Raw genomic sequence first — 22,743 nt, forward strand, 5'->3', positions numbered from 1 at the left:
GTCGGACGTGGTTGTGGTGCGCGGCGAGGAGTTCGGCAGCGCCGGCCAGGCAGTGCGAATACGCGGTTCGACTGCCCGGCCGCAGCCCCGGCATCGACCGCCGGCCGTGCCGCACCGATCCCGTGGCTCTACGTTCGTGCTAGGCCCAGGAGAACCTCCAGTGCCGCGACTGCACCAGCCCCGACGCGTACTCCCGCAGGTTCCCCGGCTGCCCGGCGAACGTCGGCAAGCTGAACGCCCGGTGCTCCGCCGCCACCGTGAGCGCCCTCGCCTGGTTTCGGGGTGGGGCCGACACCGACAGCTCGATCGCGTCGAAGCCCAGCACCACCAGCGTCGCCCCGAAGCGGTCCTCCCAGCTGCGTAGCACCGCCGACAGTTCGGCCACCTGGTCCGTGCACTTGATCATCCCCGTCCAGCCCAGCAGGGCCGGGATGTCGGCGGGGCGCTCGGTCTGGACCAACCCCAGCCGGTGCGGGGCTCGGGTGGCCAGGATCGAACCCGTGTTGCCCGCTTCCGCCAGCGGGTCCGACTTGCGTGGGCTGCGCTTCGCCAACCCCGGGAAGCGGGCGCCGAAGGGGCGGAGGCAGGCGCCGTCGCAGCAGGACGTGTCCCACCAGCGGGCCAGCGCCGCCGCCGGGTCGGCGGAGGACACCCGGTGGCCGGCGGGGGCGAGGCGGCCGCGGTCGTCGATCCAGTCTTCGCCGTTCGCCGCGAAGCGCTGGTCGTGGGGGATCAGCACCGGCCACAACCCCGACCGCTCGAACTCGGCCACGCAGCCGAGGAACCGCTCGGGCCGGGTCAAGGGCAGGTCGGACACCCACAGCCGGCCGTGCCACGACCCCGGTGGCAGGGTCTGGACCGGCGGCGCGGGCGTACCGGGGCGGAGCGGTGCGATCGTCATGGACGTCCCCTCGAACTTGTGTTCGGCTACTGCATCTCGAACAGTAGTTCGAGGGTCCGACAATTTCCAGCGATTCCCCCGCTCATCCGTTCGAGTGAATCCACAAATCCGCAGGTCAGGACCTCGAACGAGACGCGTGAGGTGGAAGTTGCTCCTGTGACGATTCGCTGGGCCGAAGGGGTGGTCTCGCGCGGCGCCCCGGGGAAGAACTCCTGGGGGGTGGTCAGCGCCGGGGGCGGGACCGCGGGTCGTTCGTCCGGCCGGTCGGCGGGCGGGCCACGGGTCCTCGCGCAGCCGAAAGCCACCGGCGGCCCCGAGGGGCGGCCGGTGGCGGCTGGGGAGCTGCTAGAGGGTCAGAGCGGCCGGAGCAGGTCGTCGGCGTCCACGATGTGGTACGCGTACCCCTGCTCCGCGAGGAAACGCTGCCGGTGCGCCGCGTACTCCGTGTCGACCGTGTCGCGCGAGACGATCGAGTAGAAGTGCGCCTGGCGCCCGTCGCCCTTCGGCCGCAGCAGCCGGCCCAGGCGCTGGGCTTCCTCCTGCCGCGAGCCGAACGTGCCCGAGATCTGGATCGCCACCGACGCTTCGGGCAGGTCGATCGAGAAGTTCGCGACCTTCGACACCACCAGCGTCCGGATCTCGCCGCGGCGGAACTTGTCGAACAGCTCCTCGCGCTCCTTGTTGCGGGTCGCGCCCTGGATGACCGGCGCGTCGAGCTCGTCGCCGAGCATCTCCAGCTGGTCGAGGTAGGCGCCGATGACCAGGGTCGGCTCGCCGGCGTGCTTCTGCACGATCGACTTGATCACCGGGGTCTTCGTCATCGCCGTCGCGGCCAGCTTGTAGCGCTCGTCGGCCTCGGCCGTGGCGTAGCCGAGGCGCTCGGCGTCGGTCAGCGTCACGCGGACCTCGGTGCACTCCGCCGGCGCGATCCAGCCCTGCGCCTCGATGTCGCGCCACGGGACGTCGTAGCGCTTCGGCCCGATCAGCGAGAAGACGTCGCCCTCGCGGCCGTCCTCGCGCACCAGCGTCGCCGTCAGGCCCAGCCGCCGCCGGGACTGCAGGTCCGCCGTCATCCGGAACACCGGCGCCGGCAGCAGGTGGACCTCGTCGTAGACGACCAGGCCCCAGTCGCGCGAGTCGAACAGCTCCAGGTGCCGGTACTCGCCCTTGGTCTTGCGGGTGACGACCTGGTACGTCGCGATGGTGACCGGCCGGATCTCCTTCTTCTCGCCGGAGTACTCGCCGATCTCCTCCTCGGTCAGCGACGTCCGTGCGATCAGCTCGCGCTTCCACTGCCGCCCGGCGACCGTGTTCGTCACCAGGATCAGCGTGGTCGCCGCCGCCTTCGCCATGGCCGCCGCGCCGACCATCGTCTTGCCCGCGCCGCAGGGCAGCACGACGACGCCGGAGCCGCCCGCCCAGAACGCCTCCGCGGCCTGGCGCTGGTAGTCGCGCAGCTGCCAGTCCGTCTCGTCGAGGGCGATCGGGTGCGCCTCGCCGTCGACGTACCCGGCGAGGTCCTCGGCCGGCCAGCCGACCTTCAGCAGCGCCTGCTTGAGCCGCCCGCGCTCGGACGGGTGCACGATGACCGTGTCCTCGTCGATCCGGGCGCCGAGCATCGGGCTGATCTTCTTGTTCCGGCTCACCTCGGTCAGCACCGCGCGGTCGGTGGTCGACATGACCAGCCCGTGCGCCGGGTGGTTGGCGATCTGCAGCCGCCCGAACCGGCCCATCACGTCGACGACGTCGATCAGCAGCGGCTGCGGCACCGGGAAGCGCGAGTACGTCGTCAGCGCGTCGACGACCTGCTCGGCGTCGTGGCCGGCGGCACGCGCGTTCCACAACGCCAGCGGCGTGATCCGGTAGGTGTGCACGTGCTCCGGCGCCCGTTCGAGCTCGGCGAACGGCGCGATGGAGATCCGCGCGTCGTCGGCCTGGGGGTGGTCGACCTCCAGGAGCACGGTCTTGTCGGACTGGACGATCAGCGGGCCATCAGTCACAACTACTGTTATACGTGCCTCGCTCGCGGCCGGCTGCGACGGGACGAGGTGCCGAGGGGATCACTGGAGGGCACGTTGACCACACCACCGTCCGACGACAACCCGTTCCGGACGCCCGACTACGCGACGCCGTACGCGCCGATGCCGCCCGTGCAGGGGCAGCCGGCCATCCCGCACTGGTTCACCGTGAAGGTGCGGATCACGCTCGCCGCCTGCGTGGTGCTGGCGCTGGGCCTGGGCTCGCTGGCCGCGCTGGGCATCAACTCGCTCGGCGGCAGCGGCACGCCGTCGTACGGTGACTGCCTGTACCTGACGCGGGAGAGCGGCGACCGGACCGCCTACCACCGCGTGGGGTGCGGCGCGGACAGCGCGACCTACAAGGTCGAGAACGTCTACCGCGGGGCCATCTCGTGCGCGTCCGGCGACTACGTGCGGTTCCGGGTCGGCTCCGGCTCGAGCCAGACGCTCTGCCTGGCGCTGAACGTCAAGTCCGGCGACTGCGTGCGCGGCGTCGAGGACGAGACGACGATCACCAAGGTGAGCTGCACCGACCCGGCGGCGCAGGACCGCGTCCAGGTCGTCTCCGGCTTCGGTGACGAAGACGCGTGCGGCGAGAACGCGGACAAGGTCCTGATGTACCAGGGCCCGCCGCGGCGCACGGTCTGCCTGGTGAAGACCGGCGAGAACATCTAGCCGCTAGGAGCCGTTCTGGCCGGGCAGCAGCGCCTGGACGTCGAGGCGGTTCGCGAGCAGGCCGGAGTTGTGCATCAGGTCGGCCACCCGCTGCAACCGGATGCCGTTGAGCGACGCCGGGTACGAGCCGAGCGAGATGAGCGCGGCCGTCGTCGAGTCGATGTCGGAGAACTTCGGGAGCGCGTCGCGGACCACCGCCGGGTCCGTCGCGCTCTGCTGGGCCGCGCCCAGCGCCGTCCGGAACGCCGCCAGGGTCCGGGGGTTGGCCTGCGCGAACGGCTTGGCCGACGCGTAGCCGGACAGCGGGAAGCCGAGCGTCGAACCGCGGGCGCCGTCGGCCAGGATGTGCGCGCCCAGGTCCTTCTCGGCGCGGGTGATGTACGGCTCGATCATCAGCGCCGCGTCCGCGTCACCGGCCTGGAGCGCCTGCGGCATCCCGTCGAACCCGACCTGCCGGAACTTGATCTTGGCCGCGTCCACGCCCGCCGTGACCAGCACCGACCGCGCGACGAGCGCGCCGATGTCGTCGAGCATGTTGACCGCGATCTCGGGTGACTTCTTCGCCGTCGGCACCGTGTAGTCGGAGCCGGGCAGGGTGACCAGCGCCATCGTGTTGGGCCCGGAGGTGTACGCCTCGCCCTGCAACTGCAGGGCCGACCCGCCCGCCGCCGCGCGGAACATCGCAATGTCGGAGGCGAAGGTGACGTCGAGGTCGCCGGCGGCCACCTTGGCCAGTCCGTCCTCGCCGCCGAGTTCCACCAGTTGGACGTTCAGCCCGCCGGACCCGAACTTCCCGCTCGCCACGGCGATCCGCAACGGGGCCGTGTCGATGGCGTTGCCCACACCGACGCGCAGGGTGGTCCGTTCCAGCGCTGGTGGGGGCGCCGGGGTGCCCGAAGAGAACACGCTGCACCCGGCGGTCGCCAGAAGCGCCGCCACCAGCGGAATCGTCCGTCCGCGTCTGATCATGAACCTTCACCTACCGCGAGAATCTGGTTCTCGTGCTGGATCGTATGGTCCGCGCCCCATACGATCGCGGGCAGGGCCGGATCGCGCCAGCGCGGCTTTCGGATCTCCACGGTGGGGGCTACCGTTCAGTAGGTTCGACTGCAGTCAGATCCGCGGGTTCCGCCCGCGGCGGAAAAGGAAACCAGGTGACCCGTCGCGACAAGCGTCCCCGCAAGGGCGGCGACGCGGCGGATCCGCGTCCGGCCGGCGGCCGCTGGCGATTGCGCAACTGGCGCCTCGGCACGAAGCTCTTCGCCGTCCTGCTGATCCCGGCGCTCGCCGTGATCGCCCTCGTCGGCCTGCGGATCAGCTCAGACCTGCGCGACGCGCGGCAGCTCGCCGAGTTCGCCACGCGCGGCCGCGTCGACAGCACGGTGGCCGAGGCCGTCCACGAGCTGCAGCGCGAGCGCGACCTCACGGTCCGGTTCGTCGCGCAGAACCGCCAGGGCGACACCGCCGACCTCACCGCCCAGCGCAACCGCGTCGACCAGGCCATCGGCACGTTCGAACGGACCCTCGCCGACAGCAAGCCGCGGCTCGACGCGAAGGCCGCGGACAGCCTCCAGCAGACCGACGACCGGCTGCGCGTGCTCGGCGGCCTCCGCTTTTCCGCGGAGCACTCGGCGTTCCCCGCCGACGCCGTCCTGCGCTCCTACAGCGAGCTCGTTTCCGGCATGCTCGACATCAGCGACGCGGCCGCCGCCGACGTCTCCGACCCCGAGCTCGCGCGGCTGCGGCTGGCCGGGAACGCGCTGGCGCGGATCAAGGACCAGATGTCGGTCAAGCGGGCGGTGATGGCCGAGGCGCTCGCCGCGGGCACGCTGGACCGCGACCGCACGCGCGCGCTGCTCGGCGCCGAAGCCGAGCTCGCCGCCGCGCGCAACGACTACCGCACCTTCGCGACGCCCGACCAACAGCGGATGTACGACGACACGGTGATCGGCCTGGTCGTCGACATCGGCAACGACATGGTCGAGTCCGCGCTGACCCGCACCGAGAACGGCCAGAACCTCTCGGGCCTCGACCCGAACCAGTGGGACACCTCGGCGACCCACACGGTGAACCTCGCCCACCAGGTGCAGCAGGCGCTGCTGGTCCAGTTGCAGGAACGCACCGACGCGCTGGCGGCGCAGGCCCGCACGGCGGCGTTGTGGGACGGCGGCGTGGTGCTCGGCGTCCTCCTCGTCGCGGGCGTGCTTTCGGTGGTCATCGCGCGCTCCCTGTTGCGCCCCTTGCGGATCCTGCGCCGGACGGCCCTCGAGGTGGCCGAGCACCGGCTGCCCGCGGCCGTGCAGAACCTGCTCACCGACCCCGAGCCCGCCCCGGAGAACCTGCGGAAGCGGCTCGCCGTCGCGCCCGTGCCGGTGTTCACCCGCGAAGAGGTCGGCCAGGTGGCGCGCGCGTTCGACGCGGTGCACGGCGAGGCCGTCCGGCTCGCCGGCGAGCAGGCGATGCTGCGCGAGAACGTCAACGCGATGTTCGTCAACCTCTCGCAGCGCAGCCAGGATCTCGTCGAGCGGCAGCTGACGGTGCTCGACCGGATGGAGGCCGACGAGCAGGACCCGGACACCCTCGCCGGGCTGTTCGAACTCGACCACCTCGCCACGCGGATGCGGCGCAACAGCGAGAACCTGCTGGTGCTCTCCGGCCAGGACTCCGCGCGCGAAGACGCCGGTGCGGTGTCGGCCGACGAGATCGTCGGTGCCGCGCTCTCGGAGGTCGAGCACTACCAGCGGATCGAGCTCGGCCCGGCGCCGCAGGTCGCGGTGCGCGGCGAGGCCGTCAACGACCTCGTGCACGTCGTTTCGGAGCTGCTGGAGAACGCGACCCGCTACTCCGGCGGCGAGACGGTCACCGTGGCGAGCGCCGAAACCCACGACGGCGACTGGCAGATCGAGATCATCGACCACGGCGCCGGCATGCCGCAGGCGGAGATCGACCGCACCAACGCGCGGCTCGCGCACCCGCCGGACGTCGACGTCGAGGTGTCGCGCCGGATGGGGCTGTTCGTGGTGGCGACGCTGGCCACCCGCCACCACATCGACGTCAGCCTGAGCGCCGGTGCGCCCTCCGGGCTGGTGGCGACCGTGCTGGTGCCCTCGGCCCTGATCGTCGAGCTGCCGCCGATGCCGGCGCCGCCCCCGCCCGCGGAGCCGGCCGCCGCCCCGGAACCCGAACTGCTGGCGCCGCTCGCCCCGCTCACGCCGCCGGAACCCGAGCCGGAGCCGGAACCGGAAGAGCTGACGCCGCCGTCGATCGAGGCCGGCCCGCCGCGCCGGGCCCCCGTGGTGGCCCGCGAGCACGCGCCCGAGTGGCCGGTCACGGACGACGACACGCACCTCGACTTCGACGCGCCGACCGAGCGGATGCCCGCCTACCGCGACGTCCTGTCCCGGTGGTTCGACGCGGCCGCGGCGCCCGAACAGCCGCGCCGCCCGGTGGAACCGCGCCCGGTCGCCGAAGAGCCGCGCCCGGTCGAGCCGGAGCCGCGGCACGCACTCGCCGCAGGCCCCCCACCCCCGCCGCCACTTTCCCGTGAAAGTGGCGGCGGGGGCGGCAAAGCCGCACTTTCACGTGAAAGTGCGGCTCTGCCGAACCCGGACGACGAGGACACCGAACCGCAGCTGCGCCCGGTGGCCCCGCCGGCCGCGATCGAGCCGACGTACGAGTGGCCGACTTCGGCCGAGCTGGAACAAGAAGACGGCGCGGAAGACACCTGGCCGTTCCTCCAGCCCGCGGATTCGGCGGCCAGCCCGGGAGCGGTGCCGGAACAGCGGCCGATACTCTCACTTTCCCCGGAAGCGGTGCGCGAGCGGATGACGAGCCTTCAAGGCGGCTTCCGGCGAGGGCGGCACGCGAGGGGAGACGACACCCGGAACCAGTGAAACGGATTGAGGCATGAGCTCGAAGACGCCCCTGCTGGAAGTGATCGCGCTGGACGTGGCGGACGCCGAAGGCGCGCAGGCGGGCGGGGCGGACCGCCTCGAACTGGTCGCTGACATGGCTCAGGACGGCCTGACGCCGTCGATCGAGACGTTCCGGGACGTGCGGTCGGCGACCGACCTCCCGATCCGGGTCATGCTGCGGGACAACGGGTCCTTCGCCGTCGGCGACCTCGAAGGGCTGCGCGCGGACACCGGACGGCTGATCGACGCGGGCGCGCGCGAGTTCGTCTTCGGCTTCCTCACCGTCGACAGCGAGATCGACGTGGACGCCTGCGAAGCGCTGATCAAGGAGATCGACGGCCTGCCGTGGACGTTCCACCGCGCCATCGACCGGACGCGCGACCCGCTGCGCGCGTACGACCAGCTGGCCGCGCTCGGCTGCGACACCGTGCTCGCCGCCGGCCACCCCAACGGCGTCGGGAGCGGGCTTTCGGTGCTGCAGCGGCTGGCGCAGCGGGAGAGCGGGCCGGAGCTGCTCGTCGGCGGGGGTCTGCGGGCGCAGCAGGTGCACCTGTTGCGCGCGGGCGGGGTGCGCGGGTTCCATGTCGGGAGTGCGGTACGACCGGGCGGGTGGCAGGCGCCGGCGGCCGCGGAAACCGTGCGCTACTGGGTGGATCTCGTCAAATCCTGATCCACTGCGAAACCCGCACGGGCGCCGCCGCCCGGACCGGAAATCCGCAGCCGGTCCTACCGGTATTCGATTTCTTTGAATCGGTACGGTGAAATTGCATTCGGTTCTTGTGAATGCCGGTCGGTGGTCGGTCGTGCAGCTGCACGTGCAATTCCGCCAGTTCGCCTGCTTGGGGGCTGATGCCGGGGCGGGCGCTGGCTATCGTGAACGGGAAGCCGGTCCGTCCGGATGGTGCCAAGAATTGTTCGGCCAGTACAGGAGGCGGCGCTGTGAGCGCGCGTATTCGGTTCGCGGTCAATTCAATGAGAAGCCATCAAGAAACCAGGATGTCGACCATCCGGTGGATTTCCGCCGCCCGGGCGCGGCTGATTACCCGCGGGGATCGCGCGAGCGCTTCCGGTACGGGCCGGAAGGCCGAATCGTGACCGGCGCGCTGCCGCGGCAACGCGGAACCGAAACCTCCGAAGACGAGTTCGCCCGACTGGGGCTCGGCGGCTCGCTTGCCCTCACCGGCCTCTTGGCCGCCGTCAAGATCGCGGAAACCGCCACCGGCGTGGTGCTGACCGCCACCGGGGTGCTCCCCGGTGCCAACACCCCGAAGGAGAAGGCACCGGCCTGGCCCGGCGGGGAATGACCCGGGGGCTGCCCGCGGCGGCGGCTCTCTTCGGACGGAGGGCCACCATGACCGGCAGCGACGGGCAGGAGGACCTCCGCGGTACGCGTGTGGGGATCGCCGACGTGCGGCGGTTGGAAGACGCGGTCGCGGAGCTCCGGGCGCTGGACTACCGCTACGGCGGCGGCGCCTGCAGAGCGGCCGTCGAAGCGCGGCTCCCGGCCGCCGTCGCGCTGCTGGACGGCGTGACCAAGACCGTGGTGCTGGCGCGGCTGTGCACCGCCGTCGCCGACCTCTACAACCTGGCCGGCTGGACGAACTTCGACCAGGACCGCCCGGCCGCCGCGCTGGCGGCGTTCAAGCGGGCGCTGGAGCTCGCCGGGCAGGCGGGCAACGACGACCTCCAGGCCAACATCCACTACCGCACCGGGCGGCTGCACCTGCACTACGGCGCCGTCGACGCGGCGCTGGCGGAGTTCGAGCGGGGCCGGGACGCGGCGCGGCTGGCGCACTCCAAGCTCGCGCAGTCGATCCTCTCGGCCAACCAGGCCTGGGCCTACGCCAAGAAGGCCGACGTCGCCGGCGCGCTGACCTATCTGCGCCGCGCCCGCGAGGAGTTCGCGGACGCCGCGGACCGCGAGCCTTCGCCGTGGGCGGAGTTCTTCGGCTCCACCGACCTGGCGGCGATGATCGGCACGGTGCACGCGGAACTGGCGCAGGTGGTCGACATCCGGCACGGCCGGGACGGGATCCCCGCGCTCACCGACGCGATCGCCGGGTACGGCCGCGGGATGACCCGCAGCCGGTCGCTGACCCTGATCTGGCTGGCCACGGTGCACGCGCTGGACGGCGACCTCGACGTCGCCTCGGCCGTCGGCGAGGAGGCGATCGAGCTGGCGGCCGCCTTGCGGTCCCCGCGGACCCGGCAGCGGCTGCACTCGCTGTCCTCGGCGGCCCGGCGGTTTTCCGGCAATGTGGACGCGCGGGATATCGCCGACCGCGTCGACGTTCTCCGGCAATCCGGACGCTAATCGGGTGATCATGGAATGGTAAACCGTTCGGAAAGGGAAAAGGGCAGCCGTGGAACGGCAGACAAAAGTAGGTTCCTCGGCGCGATAGCGATTTCTTATGCTTCTCGGCAACCTGCAGCGAGCATTCCGCGCAGGCCCGGTCCCCACCGCCGAGAGGAATTCCCCCATGCGCTTGCGCAAGCTCGTCGCGGCCGCTGTGCCGTTGCCTGCGTTGCTCGGCCTCGCCGTGGCCGTCCCGGCCGCCGCGGCGCCGGAACCCCTGGTCACCCTGGCCGACAACGCCGCTCCGCTGGCCGGCAGCGTCCGCGCCGGCGACGTCGCGGCCGACCAGCCGATCACCGCGGCGCTCTCGCTGAAACTGCACGACCGGGCGGGGCTGGAAAAGTTCCTCGCCGACGTGCAGAACCCCGATTCGCCGCAATACCACCGGTTTTTGACGCCGGCTCAGTTCGCGGCCCGGTTCGGTCCGACGCAGGCCGACGTCGACAAGGCCGTCTCATTCCTCGGGAAAGCGGGTGCCACCGGGATCGAGGTTTCCGGTAACCGGCAGGCGATCACGTTCACCGGCTCGGCGGCGCAGCTCGAATCGGCGTTCCGCACCCGGATCGGGACCTACCGCGACACCACCTCCGGCCGCGACTTCTTCGCCAACGACGCCGCACCCGCCGTCCCCGCCGGCGTCTCGGACGTCGTGAGCGGCGTCGTGGGCCTCGACAACCACGCGGTGCGCAGGCATTCGTCGCAGGCCGCCGCCAAGCCCAACGTCGTCAAGGCCGTGACGCCGCCGGTGCTCAAGACCGCCTACGGCACCAGCGGCCTGCCGGCGACCGGCAGCGGCGTCAAGGTCGGCTTCGTCGAGTTCGACGGCTACCAGAAGGCCAACATCAGCAAGTACGACAGCACGTACGGTCTCTCGGCGGGCCCGGTCACCACGGTGCCGGTCAGCGGCGCGAACTACGACTCCGCACCGGGTGAAGGCCAGATCGAGGTCGAGCTCGACATCGAGGTCGTGCACGCGCTGGCCGCCGCGGCGAGCGACTACGTCTACGAAGCGCCGAACACCAGCGCGGGCGAGCTCGCGATGTACCAGAAGATCGCGTCGGACCACACGGTGAACGTCGTCTCGATCTCTTGGGGCGCCTGCGAATCCGCCGAGGGTTCGAGCGCGGCGAAGAGCGTCAGCAACGCGATCGCGACCGGCACGGCGGAGGGCATCTCCTACTTCGCGGCCGCGGGCGACGACGGCACGACCGACTGCTACCGCCAGACCGGTTCGACGGCGAAGGCGGTGGACTTCCCGGCGTCGAGCCCGAACGTCACCGGCGTCGGCGGCACGCAGCTGACGGTCACGTCGTCGAACGCCTACAGCAGCGAGAAGGCCTGGAACGACGGGGCGAACGGCTCGACCGGCGGCGGCATCTCGACGGTCTTCACGGCGCCGTCGTGGCAGTCCTCGCAGAGCACGACCTACCGCAAGGTGCCGGACGTCTCCGCGGACGCGGCGAGCGGTTCGGGCTACTACATCTACACGGCGGGCTCGTGGGAAACGGTCTGGGGCACGTCGGGCGCGGCCCCGCTGTGGGCGGCCTTCGCGACGCTGCAGAACCAGATCCACGGCGGCGGCCTCGGCAACCTGAACCCGAAGTTCTACTCGATCGGCAACGGGTCTTCCTACGCCACGGGCTTCCACGACGTGACGACGGGCAACAACACCCTGCACGGCACGACCGGCTTCACCGCCGGCACGAAGTACGACCAGGTGACGGGCTGGGGCTCCTTCAAGGGCACCGGGCTCTCGGGCCTGATCGGCTGAGCACCCCCGAGCGCCCCACATTGGGGCGCTCGGGGGCTTTTCTTCGCAACGCTAAGCGTTAGCCTGGTGGCATGATCAAGCGCACGGTGCTGGACGCCACCAGGGAACTGCTCCGCGAACTGGGCCTCACAACGGTGTTCGGCAACCCCGGCACCACCGAGGTCCCCTTCCTCACCGACTGGCCGGACGACTTCGACTACGTCCTAGGGCTGCAGGAGTCCGCCGTCGTGGCGATGGCCGACGCGTACTCGCAGGCCACCCGCCAGGCCGTGCTGGTGAACCTGCACTCCGCGGGCGGCGTCGGGCACGGGCTCGGCAGCCTCTTCAACGCCTACCGCAACCGGACGCCGCTGATCATCGTCGCCGGCCAGCAGAACCGGTCGCTCCTGCCGCACGACCCGTTCCTCGGCGCGATGGACGCCCCGGACTTCCCGAAGCCGTACGTGAAGTGGTCGATCGAGCCCGCGTGCGCCGAGGACGTCCCGGCCGCGCTGGCCCGCGCCTACCACGTCGCGACGCAGGCGCCGTCCGGTCCGGTGTTCGTGTCCGTCCCGGCCGACGACTGGACCGCCACCACCGAGCGGCCCATCGTCTCCCGGCCGCGCATCCGCGGGTTCGCGCCGGACCCCGAAGCCGTCGACGAGCTCGTCGCCGCGCTCGAGGCCGCCGAACGGCCCGCGCTCGTCGTCGGGGGAGCCGTCGACCAGGACGGCGCGGTCGTGGAAACCGTCGCGCTCGCCGAGCGGCTCAACGCCGGCGTGTGGGTCGCGCCGATGTCCTACCGCTGCTCGTTCCCCGAGGACCACCCGCTGTTCCAGGGGTTCCTGGATCCCGAACGTGGCGCGGTCTCGGACAAGCTCGCGGCGCACGACCTCGTCGTCGTGCTCGGCGCGCCCGCTTTCACCTACCACGTCGAACGCGGGCGCGGGGAAGCTCCGCTGCCGCCGTTGTTCATCGTCAGCGACGACGAGCAGATCCTCGCGCGCGCCTTCGAAGGCACCGGGATCCGCGCCACGCCGAAGCTCGGCATCCGCGCGCTGCTCAACGTCGTCGAGCGGAGCACGCGGTCCGCGCCGGCACCGCTGGAGCGCCCCGCGAAGCCGGGCGGCGAGCAGCTCACCGGCGAGCTCGTCTACTCGACGCTCGCGGAGTTGTTGCCGGACAACGCGATCGTCGTCGAGGAGACGCCGAGCCACCGCGGCATCCTGCACGACCACCTGCCGATCACGGCCACGGACACGGGTTTCCTGACGATGGCCAGCGGCACGCTCGGCTACGGCGTCCCGGGCGCGGTCGGCGCGGCACTGGCCCGCCCGGACCGCCCGGTGGTCGGCGTCGTCGGCGACGGCTCCAGCATGTACGGCATCCAGGCCCTCTGGACGGCCGCGCGCCAGGAACTCCCGGTGACGATCCTGATCATGGACAACACGGAGTACGCGGCGGTCCGCATCCTCGGCGAAACGATCGGCGGCGCGAAGCTCCCGGGCACGGAACTGGGCGGCATCGACTTCGCGGCACTGGCGGCGAGCATGGGCTGCCAGGGCGTGACGATCACCGAGCCGGCCGGCCTGGCCCCCGGCCTGACGGCGGCACTGGCCGACCCGCGCCCGACCCTGGTGCACGTCAAGGTGGCACCGTCGGAGCGCACGCTGTACTGACGTCGTCGTGAGTGAGAAACAGGGTGCTAACCCTGTTTCTCACTCACGACCGCCGGCTGCAGGCGTCCAAAGTGGACTTCAGCTCCGGGTCTTGGTCTCCGTCACGTCCGAAGCGTGCTCGGCCAGTTCCCATTCCGCGGCGTCCGACGCGGCCGTGGCGGCCTCGGCCGGGGTACCGCCGTGCAGCAGCCGGGCCACTTCACCGCGCAGCGTCACGAACTCCGCCGACTCGCGGGTGGTGATCTGGTTGCGCTCGGCCGGCAGGCCGACCGGCAGGTCCGCCACGATCGAGGCCGGCGACTTCGACAGCACCAGCACCCGGTCGGACAGGTAGACGCTCTCGTCGATGTCGTGCGTGACGACGAGGATCGTGCTGCCCTGCTCGCGCTGCACGCGCCGGGTCAGGTCCTCGAGCTCGAACCGGGTCTGCGCGTCGACCGACGCGAACGGCTCGTCCATCAGCAGCAGCGCCGGGCGGCTGGCCAGGGCGCGGGCGATCGACACCCGCTGCTGCATGCCGCCGGAGAGCTGCCACGGGTACTTCCCGCCGACCGCGGACAGGCCGACCTGCTCCAGCGCCTCGGCCGCCAGCTTCCGCCGCTCGGCCCGCGAGATCGGCCGCCAGCGCAGGGGGAATTCGACGTTCTTCTGCACCGAAAGCCACGGGAACAGCGAACGGCTGTAGTCCTGGAACACGACGGCGAGGTCGTCCGGGACGCCGTCGACGCGGTCGCCGTGCAGGCTGACCGTGCCGTCGGTCGGCGGGGTCAGCCCGGCGATGCAGCGCAGCAACGTCGACTTCCCGCAGCCCGACGGGCCGACGATGCTGGCCAGCTGCCCGGCTTCGACGGTGAACGACAGCTCGTTCACCGCGGTGTGCGCCTTGGCACCGGAGCCGTACCGGTGACTGAGGCCGGAAACTTCGAGCATGGTGGACATGGGGAGAGGCCTTTCCAGCGTCAGTCGCGGCCGAGGCGGGTCGGCTGCCAGGCCAGCACCCGCCGTTCCGCGACCAGGAAGATCGTGTTGAAGACGTAGCCGAGGATGCCCAGCAGCACCAGCCAGGACCACATGATGGGGAAGTCGAAGTCCTGCTGGGCGTTCAGCAGCGACCGGCCGATCCCGTTGTACGCGCCGATCAGTTCCGAGACCACCATCAGCAGCAGCGAAATCGACAGGCTCACCCGCAGGCCGGCGAAGATCTTCGGCGCCGCGGCGGGCAGGACGACCAGGCCCAGCCAGTACCGGCGGGGCGTGCGGAACGACCGTGCCGTCTCCACCTTCACCTGGTCGACCGAGCGGACGCCGTCGACCGCGTTGAGCAGCACCGGCCAGATCGCGCCGAAGATGATCGACCCGATCTGCATGCCCGAGCTCAGCCCGAACAGCACCGCGAACACCGGGATCAGCGTGGGCGGCGGGATCGAGCGGAAGAACGCGAACAGCGGGCCGAGGTAGTCCATCCCCTTGGCGGACCGGCCGACCAGCACCCCGAGCGCCACGCCCACGACGGCCGCCAGCACCCAGCCGCCGAGCATCCGGCCGAGGCTGGGGAAGACGTTGTCGAAGACGGCGTCGGTGAGGAAGAGGTGCGACGCGGGACCGGTGAACCACAGCTTCGCGGCGGCGACCGCGATCTCCGTCGGTGGCGGGAAGAACTTGCTGCCGCCCGCGCGGGCGGCGAACTCCCAGCCGACGACCAGGATCGCGAAGAGCAGCCAGTTGCGGACGACGGCGGCGGCGCCCCGGGCGGCCCGGCGGCCCACCCGGCCCGAAAGAGTTGCCGCGGTCACGCGATCGCCTCCCGGTCGACGCTGCTCCAGCGGAACAGCCGCTTGCCCAGTTGTTCGAGGCCCTCGTTGATGAGGTAGCCGAGCACCCCGGCGACCACGGTACCGGCCAGCACCAGGTCGAACCGGACCGAACCGGTGCTGGCGATCAGGATGAAGCTGCCGAGCCCGACCTGGGAGCCGGCCAGGAACTCCACGCTCACGACGGCGATCAGCGAGATGGTCGCCGACAGCCGGACGCCGGTGAAGACGAACGGCGCGGTCTGCGGCAGCGCGACCGAAGTCAGGATGCGGAACCGGCTGGTCCCGCACGCCCGCGCGGTCTCCATCAGCACCGGGTCGATCTCGCCCATGCCGTAGATGGTGTTGAACATGATCGGCCACAGCGACGCGTACACCGCGAGGGTGATCTTCGCGTCGGGGCCGGAGCCGATCACCAGCAGCACCAGCGGCACGAGCGCGGTGACCGGGATCGGGCGGAGGAATTCGACGATCGCGGCGGTGGCGGTGCGCAGCACCGGGATGCTGCCGAGCAGCAGGCCGGCGGGTACGCCGATGACGATGGCGATCGCGATGGCGATCAGCCAGGCCAGCATCGTCGCGATGATGTCGCGGATGAATTCGGGGTCGCCCAGCAGGTCGCCGACGGTGACCAGGACGACGCTCGGTGGCGGGGTGAACGTCTTACTGACCAGGCCGACCTGGACGACGACCTCCCAGAGCAGGAGGAAGCCGACCAGACCGGCCAGGCCGCGGAGCAGTTTCTTCACGTCAGCTGGTCGCCTGCGGCGCGATCATCGGCGCGGCCTCGACCTTGCTGGTGATGACGCCCATCTGCAGCAGCAGGTCGGGCACCCGCTGCAGGCGCCGGGCGTCCAGGGTGGAGCCGTAGCCGGGCAGGGTGAGCAGCTTGGCCGTGTCTTCGTCGATCTTCGCGTACTTGACCAGCAGCGGCTCGACCTTCGAGCGGTCGTTGATCGCGTCGCTGGTGGCCTTCTTCATGGCGCGCTGGAAGGCCGCGAGGGTCTTCGGGTTGCCCTGGACCCACTTCGTCGTCGAGCCGTAGCCGGTCAGGGGGAAGTCCTGGCTGGCGCCGGTGTTGATGTCGATGACCGGCGTCGCGCCGACGGTCTTCGCCGACTGCGAGAGCATCGGCTCCGGCATGTAGGCCGCGTCCACCTGGTTGTCCTTCAGCGCCGCCGCCATGTTCGGCAGCGGGACCAGGGTCCACTTGACCGTGCTGAAGTCGACGCCGTGGTCCTTCATGACGGACTTGGTGAGGATGTCCGACGCGGTGTTCATCGCCGTGATGGCGATTCGCTTGCCGGCCAGGTCGTTGACCGTCTTCACGTTCGAGGTCGGCACGGTCACGATCGCGTTGCTCTTCGCGTTGACCGACGTTCCGTCGGCGACGAGCTGCACGTCCGCGGCGCCCTTGCTCTTGGCGACGAAGAACGGCGTGTAGGTCGAGAGCGCGATGTCGGCTTCTCCGTTGAGCGCCTTCGTCATCGACTCCTGGCCGCTCTTGGCGACGATCTGCTCGACGTCGAGGCCTTCGGACTTGAAGTAGCCGCCGTCCAAGGCCAGCCAGAACGGCGCGAGGTCCGTCGTCGGCATGATCGAGACCTTGATCTTCGACTTCTCCAGGCCGCCCCCGTTCGACGAGGCGTTCGAGTCGTCCGAGCCGAGGGCGCTGCAGCCCGTGAGGGCTGTCGCCGCCGCGACGGTGAGGGCGAGCCCGAGCGCGGCGCGGCGAGTGCGAACCCGGCCACTGCTCATGGCGTTTCCAAGCAAGGCCTGCTCCTTGGGTGAAGAAAGTGACGGTTGATGGACCGAATCCCGGGGAAGTAGGTAACTCATTCTCGGGAGTACGCGGGCCACTGTAGAGAACGTGACAGGTTGCTCACAACGGGTGGGATCAATACCCGAGAGGGTGGCGCACGTCACTCTTTCGGCCTCTGGTCTAGACCCACTGCTCCACTCGCCGTAAGCGTTCACCCAGCGTAGGGCCCAGTTCCTGAATAAGGGATGTCCAGCTGTGTGCCGACTGAGCGAACGCTGTGCAACATCGAGCGCGTCCTGTCGGGAGGGTTACATCTTCTCCGGGCGTTCGCTACCCTCTGCACCTGCGGGGAGGTATCAACCTCCGATGTAGTGAGAGAGAGTGCCTGGATGGCCGATCAAGTCGATCCCCGGTTTACCAGGGCACGCTGTGCTTTTCCTGAGAGATTCGTCCCCGTAGAGGCCACTGCCTGGCCGGGCACAGCCGCCGCGCCGGTGGGCTAGGCCGAACCAACAGACCGATGCGAGACCAGCGCAGGGACCCGACCGTGATGCTCGAGCTGAACCGATTCCGTCCGGCCGGACGGGGTTCAGGAACACCCACCGAAGACGATCTTTTCACCCGTACGGGTAGCGTCTCGCGCTGGGCTCGTTCCGACCTGCCGCTGCGCTTGAGCGCCGGGAGCGTGCAGACGAGTGGCTGACGAGAACGCGATGCGCCCAGGCGGGCGCTGGACCGACCAAGGTTTCACGAGCACGAACGATGATGGTGGTGCGGCGGTGCCGAACGAAGACGCCGCGGGGGTAGGAGGGGCCCCCGCGCAGTCGCCCGGAGACAGTCCGGGCCGGAAGGCCGGGTTCTTTTCCGGCATGCGCGACTGGCGGCTGCGCTCCAAGCTGGCCGCGGTCCTGATCATCCCCACCCTGACCGCCGCGGTGCTGGGGGCACTGCGCGTGGTCGACGACGCCGGCGAAGCGGCGGAGTTCCAGCGCACGGCCGACCAGGTGGCGTTCGCCGTCAAGGTCACGACCGTGGTCCACGAGCTGCAGAACGAACGCGGCCTGGCCGTCGCACGGATCTCCTCGAACAACCCGCTGCTGCAGACCGGCCTCGACTCCCAGATCGCGAAGGTCGACCGCGAGGTCGCGGACCTGCGCTCGGCGGCGTCGACGCTCAACTACGACGACCCGGCGACCAAGGACCGCTACACCCGCGGTCTCCAGCGCCTCGACGCCCTGCGCCCGCTGCGGGCGGCGTTCAACACCGCGAACGGCCTGCCCGACATCACGGTGATGACCGCCTACTCGGGCATCCTCGACTCGCTCATCGAGCTCGGCCGCGAGGTGACCACCGCGGTCACCGACCGGGACGTGCTCCGGCTGGGCACGAGCACGCAGGCGGTCAGCGAGGCCAAGGAGTTCACCACCCGCTCCGACGCCGAGCTGCAGATCGCCGCGTTCCGCGGCAGCTTCCCCGGCGACCTCCTGGACCAGACGCGCGCGTCGGCGTCCAGTGCCGACGCCTCGGTGCAGGCCTTCCTCGCGAACGCCGACGACGACCAGCGCCAGCTCTACAACGACACCTACTCCGGGCCGGAGGTCGACGACCGCCGCCGGATCCAGACGGCGGCCTTCGCCTTCGCCCAGCAGGGTGACGCGCCGAGCATCGACACGACGGCGCTCGGCAAGGACAGCACCGTGTCGGCGGACAAGCTGCACGCGGTCGAGTCGAACCTGCTGGCCCAGCTCAAGACCCGCGCCGACAGCCTCGCCACCCAGGCGGTCAACTCGGCCTGGATCGGCGGTGCCGTCGTGCTCGCCGCGCTGGCCGCCGCGATCGCGCTGATGCTCATCGTCGCCCGCCTGATGCTGCGCCCGCTGCGGGTGCTGCGCCGGAGCGCGCTGGACGTCGCCTACACCCGGCTGCCGGAAACCGTGCAGGCGATCCTCGACGACCCGGACCCGGTCGGCGCCTCGAAGCGGGCCGTCCAGCCGGTGCCCGTCAACACCCGCGACGAGATCGGCGAAGTCGCGCGGTCGTTCGACATCGTCCACGAACAGGCCGTCAAGATGGCCGCCGAGCAGGCCCTCCTGCGCGAGAACGTCAACGGCATCTTCGTGAACCTCTCCCGGCGGTCGCAGCGGCTGGTGGAACGCCAGCTCGGCGTCATCGACCGCCTCGAGGCCGACGAGCAGGACCCGGACCACTTGGCGAGCCTGTTCGAGCTCGACCACCTGGCCACCCGGCTCCGGCGCAACGGTGAGTCCCTGCTGGTGCTCTCCGGCGCCGGCCTGGCCAAGTCCGTGCCCAAGCCGGTGCCCGCCGCCGACGTCATCGGCGCCGCGGTCTCCGAGATCGAGCAGTACGCCCGGATCGAGGTCGGCATCGTGCCCGACGTCGCGGTCCAGGGCCTCGCGATCCACGACCTCGTGCACGTCCTCGCGGAGCTGCTCGACAACGCGACCTACTTCTCCGAGCCGGAGACGAAGGTCATCGTCCGGGCCGTGGTGACCCGCCGGAAGGCCCTCGCCATCCAGGTCACCGACCACGGTGTCGGGATGAGCGACGAGCGGCTGGCCGAGGTCAACGCGCGGCTCGCCGAGCCGCCGGACCTGGACGTGTCGGTGACCCGGCGGATGGGTCTGTACGTGGTCTCGCGCCTGGCCAAGCGCCACGGCATCGAGGTCCGGCTGCGCGAGAACGAGGACATCGAGGGTGGCGTGATCGCCCGCGTCGTCGTCCCGGCGGAGCTGCTCACCCACCTGCGCCCCGGCATGCAGCGGCAGACCCCGCTGCCGCCGAACCGGTCCGAGACGTCCATGTCGATGCCGAGCATCCCGATCCCGGCCGCGCGCTCGGACTTCGACCAGACGCAGGCGTTCTCGCCGAACCCGCCGCAGCACTCGGCACCCCCGCCGCCGCCACCGCCGGCCCCGCCGAAGCACGAGCCGGTGGCGAACCAGGGCGGGCTGGTCCCGCTCGACCAGCCGATCAGCCTGGACGACCTGGTCAGCGGCGGCCGCGCGGCGGGCCCGTTCCTGTCGCCCGAGCTGCCCAAGCCCGACGTGCCGGCCTGGCCGACCGCCGAGGACCTGGCGCCGCTGGCGCCGTCCTCGAACGGCGACGGGGCCAGCTCGCGGGCCGGTGACACGCAGTTCGCGCCGCTGGTGCTGCCCAAGCGCGAGCCGAAGTTCGTGCCGCCGGAGGAACCGCCACCGGCACCGCCGCCCGCGGCGGAGCTCGGCTCGTCGGCGCTCGAAGACGATGTACCCACCCGGCGGCTGCCCATCTACCAGTCGGTGCTGTCACGCTGGTTCAGTGAGGGCGACGACGCGGCTGCCGACCCGGTCCCGCCGCAGCAGAGCGACGGGGGCCACCACCGCAGCCACCAGCCGAGTGCGCCGGAAGAGGTCGAGGTCGAGGTCGAGGACCAGAACCTGCCGCCGCTCACCGGTCGCGACGAGCCCGCCCCGGAACCCGTGGACGAGCTGCTGCCGACGGCGGCCACCCGGCACCCGCTCCTCCCGCCCGACGACGGCTGGCACAGCGCCTCCGACGACGGCTGGCAGGCGGCGCAGTCGCTGCTCGAGTCCAAGAACGAGGAGATCACCACGGCCGGGCTGCCCAAGCGCATCCCGAACGCCTACCTGGTGCCGGGGTCGATCAGCAGCGCGGCGCCCGATGCGCCGGCCCAGAACAACTTCGCCGACGCCACCGCGGGCATGCCCGGAACGGGTGCGATCACCCGCTCGGCGTCCGCGGCGCGGAACCGGATGGCAAGCTTCCAACGTGGGTACACCTCGGGGCGCCATGCGCTGAAGGAGCGACCGGGCGACGAGGTTCCGGTGAGTGGCAACACCACAGACAGCAGTGAGGAGTGAAAGTGACACGGGCGGGTGCAATGCAGCCGGGTGGCTCCGCGCAGCCGAACGGCCAAGCGCATGCCAAGGCGAACAATGCCGGCAGCTTCGCTTGGCTGATCACGGATTTCGTGCACCGGGTGCCCGGCGCGGCCCACGCGGTCGTGGTGTCGGCGGACGGCCTGCTCCTGGCGGCCTCGCGCGGGCTGCCGAAGGACCGGGCGGACCAGCTGGCGGCGGTGGCGTCGGGGCTCACCAGCCTCGCGCGCGGCGCGGCCAAGGTGTTCGAGGGCGGCACGGTGGCGCAGACGGTGGTCGAGATGGCCAACGGCTTCCTCTTCCTCATGTCGGTTTCCGACGGTTCGTGTCTGGCGGTGCTGGGATCGCCGGAGAGTGACATCGGCTTGGTCGTCTACGAGATGACCTTGCTGGTGGAGCGGGTCGGCCAGCAGCTGACTCCGGAGATGCGGGCGCAACTGCAGGGCGCGACCGTCCGCCGCTGAGGACCTGGGAACCGAGGAGAGAGCCGTGGACGACGGGCGCTTGAGGGGTGATGGCCGGCTCGGTGACGACTTCTCCGGTGGTTGGTCCGAGCAACCGGACGACGGCCGGGAGGACTGGCAGTCGTTCCGGGACCGCGTCGACCGCGAATGGCGGGCGAGGCGGGTGCAGGCATCCGACAGCGACCCCGTGCGGGAGCCGCCGAACTGGCTGACCGACAGCAATGCCGGGCAGGAACCGATCCGGCCGATCGCGGGTGGCACCGAATACCGCGACCGGCTGCTCGGCGGGCCGGGCGCGGAACTGTTCGGCGGTTCGAGCGGACCGCTGTACGACGCGCACGAGTTCGCGGCGTACAGCACCGAGCGGGACTTCGGGTCGGGACCGGATTCCGGTGAACTGGCCGCGGCGCTGCCGCGCCAGGCCCACCAGGAGTACGTGGACGAGCCGGCGCCGACGGAGATGGAGACGTCCGGGCTGGTCCGGCCGTACTTCCGGACCCGCGGGCGGACGAAGGCGACGCTGGACCTGGCCATCGAGGCGCTGATCTCGACCAGTGAGCAGGGCCGGATGCTCGACCGGGTCCGGGTCCCCGAGCACCGGTCGATCTGTGACCTGTGCATCGACACGAGGTCGGTGGCCGAGGTGGCGGCGCTGCTGCGGCTGCCGCTCGGTGTGGTGCGGGTGTTGATTGGTGACGTGGCGGGCCTCGGGCTGGTGCTGGTGCACTCCAGCAGCACGACCGTGGGTGACCGCCCGAGTATCGAGTTCATGGAAAGGGTGCTCAGTGGGCTTCGGAGAATTTGACTCCGACGCGAACGCGCCGCAGGTGACGGGTCCGACCTCGTCGGCCAAGATCGTGGTCGCCGGCGGGTTCGGTTCGGGGAAGACGACCATGGTCGGGGCGATCTCGGAGATCGACCCGTTGACCACCGAGGCCATGATGACCGAGGCGAGCGTCGGGCACGACGACACCTCGGCCACGCCGAACAAGACCACCACCACCGTGGCGATGGACTTCGGGCGCATCTCGCTGGACTCGGACCTGGTGCTGTACGTCTTCGGCACCCCCGGTCAGCACCGGTTCTGGTTCATGTGGGACGACCTCGCGGTCGGTGCGATCGGCGCGGTCGTGCTGGTGGACACGCGGCGGCTGGCCGACGCGTTCCCCTCGATCGACTTCTTCGAGAACCGGAAGCTGCCCTACGTCGTGGCGATCAACTGCTTCGACCGGCTGCTGCACCACCAGATCGAGGACGTCCGGCACGCGCTGACCATCGCGCCGTCGGTCCCGATCATGGCGTGCGACGCGCGTGAGCGCGACTCCGCCAAGCAGGTGCTGATCTCCGTCGTCCAGCACGCGATCGCGCACGATTCGGCGTTGCGCGCGGGATAACCGATGACGCCCCGAACCGGATGCGGCCGTTGGAGTGAACTCCGCGTGCTTCACCCACTTCGGGGAGTGGTGCTGCCGTCCGGCGCAGCGACCGGCCACGCCGGTCCGCCGCGACCGGTG

At 70.9% G+C, this 22,743-nt stretch carries 18 protein-coding genes; 11 read left to right on the forward strand and 7 right to left on the reverse strand.

The annotated features are described in order from the left end of the window. Window positions 1-139 precede the first annotated feature (139 nt). A complete protein-coding gene (locus ACLJQM_RS07905; RefSeq protein ID WP_247017837.1) occupies window positions 140-901 on the reverse strand; it encodes a DUF4253 domain-containing protein in 762 nt (253 codons plus the stop codon). A 353-nt stretch (window positions 902-1,254) separates the two neighbouring features. Continuing rightward, window positions 1,255-2,901, reverse strand: coding sequence for a DNA repair helicase XPB (locus ACLJQM_RS07910; protein ID WP_247017845.1), 1,647 nt, complete (start codon window positions 2,899-2,901; stop codon window positions 1,255-1,257). A 75-nt stretch (window positions 2,902-2,976) separates the two neighbouring features. Between ACLJQM_RS07910 and ACLJQM_RS07915 the strand changes: the two genes are divergently transcribed. Continuing rightward, window positions 2,977-3,594 (forward strand): hypothetical protein, encoded by a 618-nt coding sequence (locus ACLJQM_RS07915; RefSeq protein ID WP_247017847.1) that lies wholly within the window; start codon window positions 2,977-2,979, stop codon window positions 3,592-3,594. 3 nt (window positions 3,595-3,597) lie between these two features. On the opposite strand, the gene ACLJQM_RS07920 is transcribed toward ACLJQM_RS07915, so the two are convergent. Beyond that, window positions 3,598-4,563, reverse strand: coding sequence for an ABC transporter substrate-binding protein (locus tag ACLJQM_RS07920; protein WP_247017849.1), 966 nt, complete (start codon window positions 4,561-4,563; stop codon window positions 3,598-3,600). 185 nt (window positions 4,564-4,748) lie between these two features. On the opposite strand from ACLJQM_RS07920, the gene ACLJQM_RS07925 reads away from it, so the two are divergent. From ACLJQM_RS07925 to mdlC, 6 genes are all read left to right on the forward strand, one after another. Next, window positions 4,749-7,487: a nitrate- and nitrite sensing domain-containing protein gene (locus ACLJQM_RS07925; protein WP_410630587.1), complete on the forward strand. Its 2,739-nt coding sequence runs from the start codon at window positions 4,749-4,751 to the stop codon at window positions 7,485-7,487. Between the two features lie 13 nt (window positions 7,488-7,500). Beyond that, complete coding sequence (locus ACLJQM_RS07930; protein ID WP_410630588.1) at window positions 7,501-8,178, forward strand: copper homeostasis protein CutC; 678 nt, start codon at window positions 7,501-7,503, stop codon at window positions 8,176-8,178. Window positions 8,179-8,266: 88 nt separating this feature from the next. Then, window positions 8,267-8,812 carry a hypothetical protein gene (locus ACLJQM_RS07935; RefSeq protein ID WP_410630589.1) on the forward strand — a complete coding sequence of 182 codons (546 nt, stop codon included), beginning with the start codon at window positions 8,267-8,269 and terminating at the stop codon, window positions 8,810-8,812. 47 nt (window positions 8,813-8,859) lie between these two features. Further along, complete coding sequence (locus ACLJQM_RS07940; RefSeq protein WP_410630590.1) at window positions 8,860-9,822, forward strand: hypothetical protein; 963 nt, start codon at window positions 8,860-8,862, stop codon at window positions 9,820-9,822. A gap of 166 nt (window positions 9,823-9,988) precedes the next feature. Continuing rightward, complete coding sequence (locus ACLJQM_RS07945) at window positions 9,989-11,635, forward strand: protease pro-enzyme activation domain-containing protein (RefSeq protein WP_410630591.1); 1,647 nt, start codon at window positions 9,989-9,991, stop codon at window positions 11,633-11,635. A gap of 71 nt (window positions 11,636-11,706) precedes the next feature. Next, window positions 11,707-13,293 carry a benzoylformate decarboxylase gene (gene mdlC / locus ACLJQM_RS07950; protein ID WP_410630592.1) on the forward strand — a complete coding sequence of 529 codons (1,587 nt, stop codon included), beginning with the start codon at window positions 11,707-11,709 and terminating at the stop codon, window positions 13,291-13,293. A 78-nt stretch (window positions 13,294-13,371) separates the two neighbouring features. Here the strand turns inward: mdlC and ACLJQM_RS07955 are convergent, their stop codons facing one another. The 4 genes from ACLJQM_RS07955 to ACLJQM_RS07970 are packed head-to-tail and all read right to left on the reverse strand — an operon-like array spanning window position 13,372 to window position 16,862. Then, window positions 13,372-14,232 (reverse strand): ABC transporter ATP-binding protein, encoded by an 861-nt coding sequence (locus ACLJQM_RS07955; protein ID WP_410630593.1) that lies wholly within the window; start codon window positions 14,230-14,232, stop codon window positions 13,372-13,374. A 20-nt stretch (window positions 14,233-14,252) separates the two neighbouring features. Further along, window positions 14,253-15,086, reverse strand: a complete 834-nt coding sequence (locus ACLJQM_RS07960) for an ABC transporter permease (RefSeq protein WP_247017864.1) — start codon at window positions 15,084-15,086, stop codon at window positions 14,253-14,255. After that, the gene (locus ACLJQM_RS07965; RefSeq protein ID WP_247017866.1) at window positions 15,083-15,853 is read right to left on the reverse strand and encodes an ABC transporter permease; all 771 of its coding nucleotides are present in this window, start codon (window positions 15,851-15,853) and stop codon (window positions 15,083-15,085) included. The genes ACLJQM_RS07960 and ACLJQM_RS07965 overlap by 4 nt, the downstream gene beginning before the upstream one ends. A 1-nt stretch (window position 15,854) precedes the next feature. After that, window positions 15,855-16,862 carry an ABC transporter substrate-binding protein gene (locus ACLJQM_RS07970; protein ID WP_360780064.1) on the reverse strand — a complete coding sequence of 336 codons (1,008 nt, stop codon included), beginning with the start codon at window positions 16,860-16,862 and terminating at the stop codon, window positions 15,855-15,857. Window positions 16,863-17,579: 717 nt separating this feature from the next. Here ACLJQM_RS07970 and ACLJQM_RS07975 point away from each other — a divergent pair. From ACLJQM_RS07975 to ACLJQM_RS07990, 4 genes are read left to right on the forward strand one after another with little or no spacing between them, the layout of a single operon-like run. Continuing rightward, window positions 17,580-20,747: a nitrate- and nitrite sensing domain-containing protein gene (locus ACLJQM_RS07975; protein WP_360780242.1), complete on the forward strand. Its 3,168-nt coding sequence runs from the start codon at window positions 17,580-17,582 to the stop codon at window positions 20,745-20,747. 20 nt (window positions 20,748-20,767) lie between these two features. After that, on the forward strand, window positions 20,768-21,229 hold the full coding sequence (locus tag ACLJQM_RS07980) for a roadblock/LC7 domain-containing protein (RefSeq protein ID WP_103355284.1): 462 nt from the start codon (window positions 20,768-20,770) through the stop codon (window positions 21,227-21,229). A gap of 25 nt (window positions 21,230-21,254) precedes the next feature. Next, window positions 21,255-22,034 carry a DUF742 domain-containing protein gene (locus ACLJQM_RS07985; protein WP_247017869.1) on the forward strand — a complete coding sequence of 260 codons (780 nt, stop codon included), beginning with the start codon at window positions 21,255-21,257 and terminating at the stop codon, window positions 22,032-22,034. Further along, entirely contained in the window at window positions 22,015-22,623 is a 609-nt protein-coding gene (locus ACLJQM_RS07990; RefSeq protein ID WP_247017872.1) for a GTP-binding protein, read from the forward strand. Before ACLJQM_RS07985 ends, ACLJQM_RS07990 begins: the two co-directional genes overlap by 20 nt. The last annotated feature ends 120 nt before the right edge of the window (window positions 22,624-22,743 follow it).

Source organism: Amycolatopsis sp. cmx-4-83, from assembly GCF_046548815.1.
GTDB classification, from domain to species: Bacteria; Actinomycetota; Actinomycetes; order Mycobacteriales; family Pseudonocardiaceae; genus Amycolatopsis; species Amycolatopsis pretoriensis_A.